This is a genomic window from Mesorhizobium sp. M7A.F.Ca.US.006.04.2.1 (assembly GCF_004022915.1).
Lineage (GTDB): Bacteria > Pseudomonadota > Alphaproteobacteria > Rhizobiales > Rhizobiaceae > Mesorhizobium > Mesorhizobium ciceri.
Genome location: NZ_RZQA01000279.1, coordinates 1 through 7,058, shown reverse-complemented (window position 1 = coordinate 7,058; position 7,058 = coordinate 1). Strand labels below are relative to the sequence as shown.

General features: G+C 60.7%; 7 protein-coding genes. All 7 read left to right on the top strand.

All coding sequences use genetic code 11. The annotated features are described in order from the left end of the window. Positions 1-1,114, top strand: a 1,114-nt coding sequence (locus tag EN925_RS16535; RefSeq protein WP_164894237.1) for an ABC transporter ATP-binding protein, incomplete at its 5' end; no start/stop codon positions are given. A gap of 110 nt (positions 1,115-1,224) precedes the next feature. Further along, entirely contained in the window at positions 1,225-2,472 is a 1,248-nt protein-coding gene (locus EN925_RS16530) for a sugar ABC transporter substrate-binding protein (protein ID WP_127369154.1), read from the top strand. Positions 2,473-2,610: 138 nt separating this feature from the next. Continuing rightward, entirely contained in the window at positions 2,611-3,507 is an 897-nt protein-coding gene (locus EN925_RS16525) for a sugar ABC transporter permease (protein ID WP_023764771.1), read from the top strand. 5 nt (positions 3,508-3,512) lie between these two features. Then, on the top strand, positions 3,513-4,355 hold the full coding sequence (locus tag EN925_RS16520; RefSeq protein ID WP_013532946.1) for a carbohydrate ABC transporter permease: 843 nt from the start codon (positions 3,513-3,515) through the stop codon (positions 4,353-4,355). A 63-nt stretch (positions 4,356-4,418) separates the two neighbouring features. Continuing rightward, on the top strand, positions 4,419-5,240 hold the full coding sequence (locus EN925_RS16515; protein WP_127369155.1) for a sugar phosphate isomerase/epimerase: 822 nt from the start codon (positions 4,419-4,421) through the stop codon (positions 5,238-5,240). Between the two features lie 11 nt (positions 5,241-5,251). Next, positions 5,252-6,328, top strand: coding sequence for a Gfo/Idh/MocA family oxidoreductase (locus EN925_RS16510; RefSeq protein WP_127369156.1), 1,077 nt, complete (start codon positions 5,252-5,254; stop codon positions 6,326-6,328). Beyond that, positions 6,328-7,058: sugar phosphate isomerase/epimerase (locus EN925_RS16505; protein WP_164894236.1), on the top strand; the 731-nt coding region annotated here is incomplete at its 3' end. The genes EN925_RS16510 and EN925_RS16505, both read left to right, overlap by 1 nt.

Genomic DNA, 7,058 nt, shown 5'->3' with positions numbered 1-7,058 from the left:
GACATACTGGAACAATTTTCACGCAATCGACCAATTGAACCTGTCGGTCAAGGACGGCGAGTTCTTGATTCTCGTCGGGCCGTCCGGCTGTGGCAAATCCACCGCGTTGCGGATGATCGCGGGATTGGAGGACGTCACCAGCGGCAGCCTCCGGATCGGCGGGGTCGACGTCGTCGACATGCCGCCCAAGGATCGCGACATCGCGATGGTCTTCCAGAGCTACGCCCTCTATCCGCATATGACTGTGTTCGAAAACATCGGCTTTTCGATGCGGCTGGCAGGCAAGCCGAAGGCCGAGCGCAAAAAGCGCGTGGACGAGATCGCCAAAACCCTTCAACTGACGTCTCTGCTGGACAGCAAACCCGCGAACCTTTCAGGCGGACAGCGTCAAAGGGTTGCCATGGGCCGCGCCATGGTGCGCGAGCCGGCAGCCTTTCTCATGGACGAACCCCTTTCCAATCTGGACGCGAAACTGCGTGTTCAAATGCGCGCCGAAATCACCAGTCTGCAAAAGCAGCTCGGCGTAACGACCATATATGTGACCCACGACCAAACCGAAGCCATGACGATGGGCGACAGGGTCGCGGTGTTGAAAGGCGGCGTGCTGCAGCAGGTCGACGCACCCAAGAGACTCTATGAATCGCCGGTGAACGCTTTCGTTGCCGGCTTCATCGGGTCTCCTTCGATGAATCTTTTCGAGGCAACCCTGACGGGCGACGAACTGATGTCCGGCGCCTTGGCCATCCGGCTGCAGGATGCAGCCTTCGTGCGCAGGCCGGGCTTGAGGTCGTATGCGGGGCGCAAGGTCGTGTTCGGGATACGACCGGAGGATCTCTATGACAGCAGTCTCGAATCGGGCCGCAAGTATCAGACGATTCCGGCAAAGGTGACCTCGATCGAAGAACTCGGATCCGAACAAATCGTCCATCTCAACATCGATGCGGTCCGGGTGGACTCCGGCGACCCTGACGCGGTGCAGGATTTCGGCCTGGCGTCGAATGCGGTGGCGAAATTCGAACCGGTCAGCACAGTCCGCTCCGGCTCGGAAATCAGCTTGGCCCTGGATGATGCCAAGCTCCATTTCTTCGACCCCGAGACGCATCTGGCAATCTGAATATCAGCGATGAGACCCGCGGGCGAGGGTGAGGCGCCTGCGTAAGAAGACTTCTGAATAATCAGACGATCGGCCGCATTGTGCGGGCGAATATAAAGAAGGAGGAGAAAATGACGTTTCGTATTAAATCCGCGATGCTGAAAATGGCCGCGGCCGCATGGTTGCTTGGCGCAACCGGCGCCATGGCGGATACGACGCTGGAATTCACCCAATGGTGGGAGCCCGAATTGCCGGCTGGCTCGCTCAGGTCAATTATGGACGAGTTCGAGGCGGCAAACCCCGGAATCAAGGTGACGCTGGTCAGCGGCCCCTACGCCACCACGCGAGACCAGATCTCGGTTGGTGCTGCAACCGGAACGCTCAGCGACGTCGTCGGTCTCGACGGCGCCTGGGTGAACAATCTGAATGCGCAGGGTGCACTCGCCGACATGAATCCGATGATGGATGCGAGCGGTTTCGACAAGAGCCAGGTCGCGGATATCATCAAGGTGGACGGCAAGGCCGTGATGTTTCCCGTGGCTTCGTTCGTCTATCCGGTCTTCGTGAATTTGGACCTCGCCGCCAAGGCGGGCGTGACCAAGCTGCCGTCGACCCGTGCGGAGTTTCTCGAAGCCGCCAAGAAGATGACGCACGCCGACCAGAACCAGTATGGCTGGGTGCTGCCCCTGTCGCTGCAAACGCCATCCGGCGTCCAGAACGACATGATGTCGTGGGTTTGGGCTTCGGGCCAGTCGATGATGGCGAGCGGCAAGCCGGACCTTGAGGGCAAACCGGTGGTGGATATGCTCACTTTCGTCAAATCACTCAATGACGCCGGCACCATCTCGCCCGGCATCGCCACCAAGACCGAGCAGGAAAAGGTCGAGGAGTTCGTCAACAACCGCGTCGGGATGATGATCGACTCGCTCGCGCATGTGAACCTCATCCGCAAGCGCAATCCCAAGCTGAACTTCGACCTCATCCCGGTCCCTGTCGTGGAAAACTATACCGGCAAGCGCGGCCTTCCCTATGCCTCCTGGGGCATCGGCATCTCTGCGGCTTCGAAACATCAGGAAGAGGCCTGGAAACTCGTCCAGTATCTGATGAGTGAAAAGGTCAACGCCAAGCTCGTGTCGCTTGCAAACGCGTTCCCGGGCAACGTCAACGCCAAGCCCGATTTCGTGACCTCGGACAAGGCTTTCGGCAAGGCTTTTGAAATCTTCAAGACCGGTCATCTCGCCAATGAGTTCACGGGCCTGCCGGTGGCTGAAGACCTGATGACCCAGTTCGACGTGCAAGCCCAGAAGATGCTCGCCGGCGAGCAGTCTCCGGAACAAGCAGCCGCCGCCGCTCAGAAGGGCTGGATGGCGAAATTCTGATCGGCCTGTTCCCGTTTGCTGTCTTCGACCGGGTGACCTGACTTCGGGCAGGCCACCCGGCAACAACGGATCGGCATTCTGAGTGGACTTGTTTTTGAAAGCTTACCTTCCCTTGAAGGCGTATCCCAAGGTTGGCACATGACCCGGCAAAAGCGCTCCCACCACAAGCTCAAACGAGCGGTCGCACCCTACCTCTATCTGTCGCCCTCGCTGCTCATAATCGGGCTCCTGATGCTGCTGCCGATGGTGACGGTGATTGCCTACTCGTTCCAGAACAGCGCGGTGCTGCGTCGTGACCCATCCTTTGCCGGACTGAAGCACTACCAGGCGATCTTCGACGACCCCGTGTTCTGGGCTTCGCTGTGGCACACGCTCTACTTCACATGCATGAGTGTCATTTTCCACATGACCATCGGCATGGTCTTCGCGCTCATGCTGAACAGCGACCGCATCAATCCGACGCTGCGCAATATTCTGCGCGTGCTCTACATACTGCCCTGGCTGTTCACCGCGGTGATCATCGCCGTGATCTGGCGCCTCCTGCTTGAGCCGAACGGTGTCGTGAACAGTATTCTCATGCAAATCGGCATCATAGGTTCCAAGGTCGAATGGTTTTCCTCGCCTGAGACCGCGCTGCATGCAGTCACTTTTGCCAATATCTGGGCGGGCTACCCGCTCTTCATGGTCAGTTTGCTCGCGGGTTTGCAGGGCATTCCCAAGGATTTCTACGAGGCCGCCGATATCGACGGGGCGAAAGCCTACCAGAAGCTGATCTTCATCACCATTCCGCAGCTGATGCCGATCATCATCAGCATCTCGCTGCTCGACTTCATCTGGACCATGCAGGTCTTCCCGCTAATCTGGATAACGACGGGCGGTGGCCCGATCTACTCGACCGAGGTCCTCAGCACCTACACGTACAAGCTGGCATTTTCGAGCTACAACCTGTCGCAGGCTTCGGCCAGCGCCGTGGTCATCCTGCTGATCTCTCTCGGCCTGACGCTGTTCTATATTCGCTATCAAAAGGCTCGGTAATCACCATGAGGAAAAGGCACACGCCGAAAGACAGGCTGATCACCGTGGCGCTCCATGTAGCGCTTGCAGCAGGGCTCTTTTTCGCGGCATTCCCGATCTACTGGATGCTGAGCAGCTCGTTCAAATCGAATACCGAAATCTTTGCCCTGCCACCAACCATCCTGCCAAAGGCGTTCACGCTGGAAGCGTATGCAGCCATCCTTGGCGACCCGGTAAAGCTGCGCTTCTTCTTCAACAGCTATTTCGTGGCGGGAGCGGTGACCGTGCTGACGGTGCTGATCGCCTTGCTGGCGGCCTACGGGTTCAGCCGCTTCAATTTCCGCGGCAAGGGCAGCCTGAACACAATCATCATCAGCACGCAGACGATTCCGCCGATCACACTTTTGATCCCCTTCTTCGGGCTTGTCGTCTCATACGGTATCTTCGATACCTACGTCGCGCTGATCCTGACCTACCTGGTGTTTACGCTGCCCTACGCGATCCTGCTGATGACGGGATATCTGAACACCTTGCCCCGCGATCTCGATGAAGCCGTGGCTGTCGACGGCGGCAGCAGCTGGACCGCGCTTTGGCGGGTGATTGTCCCGATTTCACTGCCTGGTATCGTGGCGACGTCGGTCTACACCTTCCTGTTGTGCTGGAACGAATTTCTCTTTGCGCTGACGCTGACGAAGTCGACGTCCATGCGCACGGTCCCGATCGGCATCCAGCTGTTGATGGGGCAGCATGCCTTCGAATGGAACCAGATGATGGCGATGAGCGTGCTCGGCTCGCTACCGCTCTTGCTCATCTACCTCGTTGCCCAGAGGTACTTCCTCGCCGGCATGACCGCGGGCTCGGTCAAGTAGGATGTTCATCCCACGGCGACGCAGGGTGGCATCAATCAATAAGCGGTATCAAGGATTGAAAGGATGAACGTGAAAGACCTCAAAGTCGGCTGCCAGACCTTCACCTGGGAAATGCTGGGAGACCGGTTCACCGGCGGCCCCGACGATCTGCTGAGGGCGATCTCTGACGGTGGCTATGCCGGCATCGAGATCACCGACACCATGATCGGACATTATGGCGACAAGCCGGAGGAGTTCGCCGCCGCGCTGAAGACGTCGGGGCTGACGCTGGTTTCTTTCGCCTTTGGCTCGAACAGTGGCTTTACGCTGAAGGAGAAGATCGGCGACGATCTCGAGACCGCCAAACGCTGGATCGGCTTCGCGGCTGCGTTCCCGGGCGCGCTGGTCTCGATGGGCTCGGCGACGGTGGTGTCCGACGGGCCGCGTGAGGATAAGTTCGCCATCGCGGCCGATGTCTACAACAACGCCGGCGAGATCGGACGCAAGGCCGGGGTCCAGGTTGCGGTGCATCCCAGCTCGCACCACAACACGCTGCTGTTCGACCGCGCCGATTACGATGCGATCTTTGCCTTGCTCGACCCCGACCTGGTCGGCTGGGTACCGGATACCGGCCATATACTGCGCGGCCACAACGACATGTCCGATACGCTGCGCACCTACCGCGACCGCATCCGCTACATCCACCTCAAGGACGTCGATGCCAACGGCACCTGGGCCATGCTCGGCAAGGGCGTCTGCGACACGCCGGCGGTGATCGAGATCGCCAACACCGCACCGCGCTTCAATGGCTGGCTGGTGCTGGAGGAGGAATCCGAAACGGCCGCCGCGGATCCCGCCGGCGCGGTAAAAACCAACCGCCAGACAATGCGCAGCTTGGGCGCCTGAAGAACGAGACGATGATCAAGAAACAGGACAGACGCCTCAGGGTCGGTGTGCTCGGCTGCGGCCCCATCGCGCAGTTCGCGCATCTGCAATCCTGCGTGAAGGCTGGGAATGCCGACCTCTACGCCATCTGCGACGCGGCACCCGATCTGCTCGCCCGCATGGGCGCCACCTACGAGCCGCAAAAGATGTATGCCGACTACGACGCCATGCTCGCCGATCCCGAACTGGAAGCGGTGATCGTCGCCACGTCGGACGCCTATCACGTGCCGATGTCGATCAAGGCGCTCGATGCGGGAAAGCATGTCCTGTGCGAAAAGCCGATCGGCACCTCGGTGGAGGAAGGCGAGGCGCTGGCCCAGGCGGTCAGGCGCTCGGGCAAGGTGCTGCAGGTCGGGCATATGAAGCGCTTCGACCCGGCGCTGGAGGCGGCGCGCGACTTCGTGCGCGACGAGATCGGCGAGGTGCTGGCGCTGAAGGCCTGGTACTGCGATTCCACCCATCGCTACACCAACACCGATGCCATTCAGCCGCTGCCGGTCACCAGCAAGCTGGCGAAGAAGCCGACCGGCAATCCCAAGGCTGATCTCAGGCAATATTTCATGCTGGCGCACGGCTCGCATCTCGTCGATACGGCGCGTTTCCTGTGCGGCGAAATCGTTGCCGTGCGCGCCCGCCTCAACGAACGCTTCGGCGCCTATTGCTGGTTCGTCGAGACCGAATTCGCCAGCGGCGCGCTCGGCCATCTCGACCTGACGGTTGCCGTGCGCATGGACTGGCACGAAGGTTTTCAGCTCTATGGCGAGAACGGCTCCGTCATCGCGAAAACCTTCAACCCCTGGTACTTCCGCGCCAGCGAGGTCGAGATCTTTTACGAGAAGACCGCCACCGCCCACAAGCCGCTCGGCGCCGACGGCCATTTCTTCCGCCGCCAGCTCGAAGGTCTTGCCGACACCGTGCTCACCGGCACGCCGATGCGCGGCGCCAATGTCGAGGACGGTATCGCCTCGATCCGCGCCATGGTCGCCATCGCGCGTTCGGTCGAGACAGGTGAACGGGTCGAACTCGCCTCGGTTTCGGGAGCGGTCTGATGCGTCTCGGCATTTTCGCCAAGACATTTGCCGGCACAGAGCCGGCTGCCGTGCTGACGGCGGTTAAGCAGGCTGGCTATGAGACGACGCAGTTCAATCTCGCCTGCGCCGGCCTGCCGTCGATGCCGGATGTCGTGCCGGCGGATGCCATCGCTTCCGTCCGTGCCGCAGTGCGATCGTCAGGCGTTTCGCTGGCCGCGCTGTCGGGCACCTACAACATGGCGCATCCCGACAAGGCTGTGCGCGACGATGGTCTTCGCCGTCTTGCCGTCGTCATCGAGACGGCGGCGGCCCTCGGTATTCCGCTGGTCACGCTCTGCACCGGCTCGCGCAATGCCGCCGATCAATGGGCGTATCATCCCGACAATAGCACGCCGGCCGCCTGGTCCGACATGGCCGCCGAGATGGAGAAAGCGCTGGCGCTTGCCGAAGACGCCGGCGTCGATCTCGGCATCGAGCCCGAGCAGGCCAACATCGTTACCTCGGCCAGGGACGCGACCAGGCTGATCGCCGAAATGGGATCGAAGCATCTGAAGATCGTGCTCGATCCGGCGAACCTGTTCGAGCACGCGACGCAACACGAAGCGCGCGCCATCGTCGCCGCCGCGATCGACGAGGCTGCCGGCCATATCGCCATGGCGCACGCCAAGGATCGCTCTGGTGACGGCCGCTTTGCCACCGCCGGACAAGGCATCGTCGATTTTCCGCATTTTGTTTCACGGCTGAAGGC

What these genes read in the sequence shown, in the direction of transcription:
- EN925_RS16530 (WP_127369154.1), top strand. Translation starts at nt 1,225, where the DNA reads ATGACGTTTCGTATTAAATCCGCGATGCTGAAAATGGCCGCGGCCGCA.
- EN925_RS16525 (WP_023764771.1), top strand. Translation starts at nt 2,611, where the DNA reads ATGACCCGGCAAAAGCGCTCCCACCACAAGCTCAAACGAGCGGTCGCA.
- EN925_RS16520 (WP_013532946.1), top strand. Translation starts at nt 3,513, where the DNA reads ATGAGGAAAAGGCACACGCCGAAAGACAGGCTGATCACCGTGGCGCTC.
- EN925_RS16515 (WP_127369155.1), top strand. Translation starts at nt 4,419, where the DNA reads ATGAACGTGAAAGACCTCAAAGTCGGCTGCCAGACCTTCACCTGGGAA.
- EN925_RS16510 (WP_127369156.1), top strand. Translation starts at nt 5,252, where the DNA reads ATGATCAAGAAACAGGACAGACGCCTCAGGGTCGGTGTGCTCGGCTGC.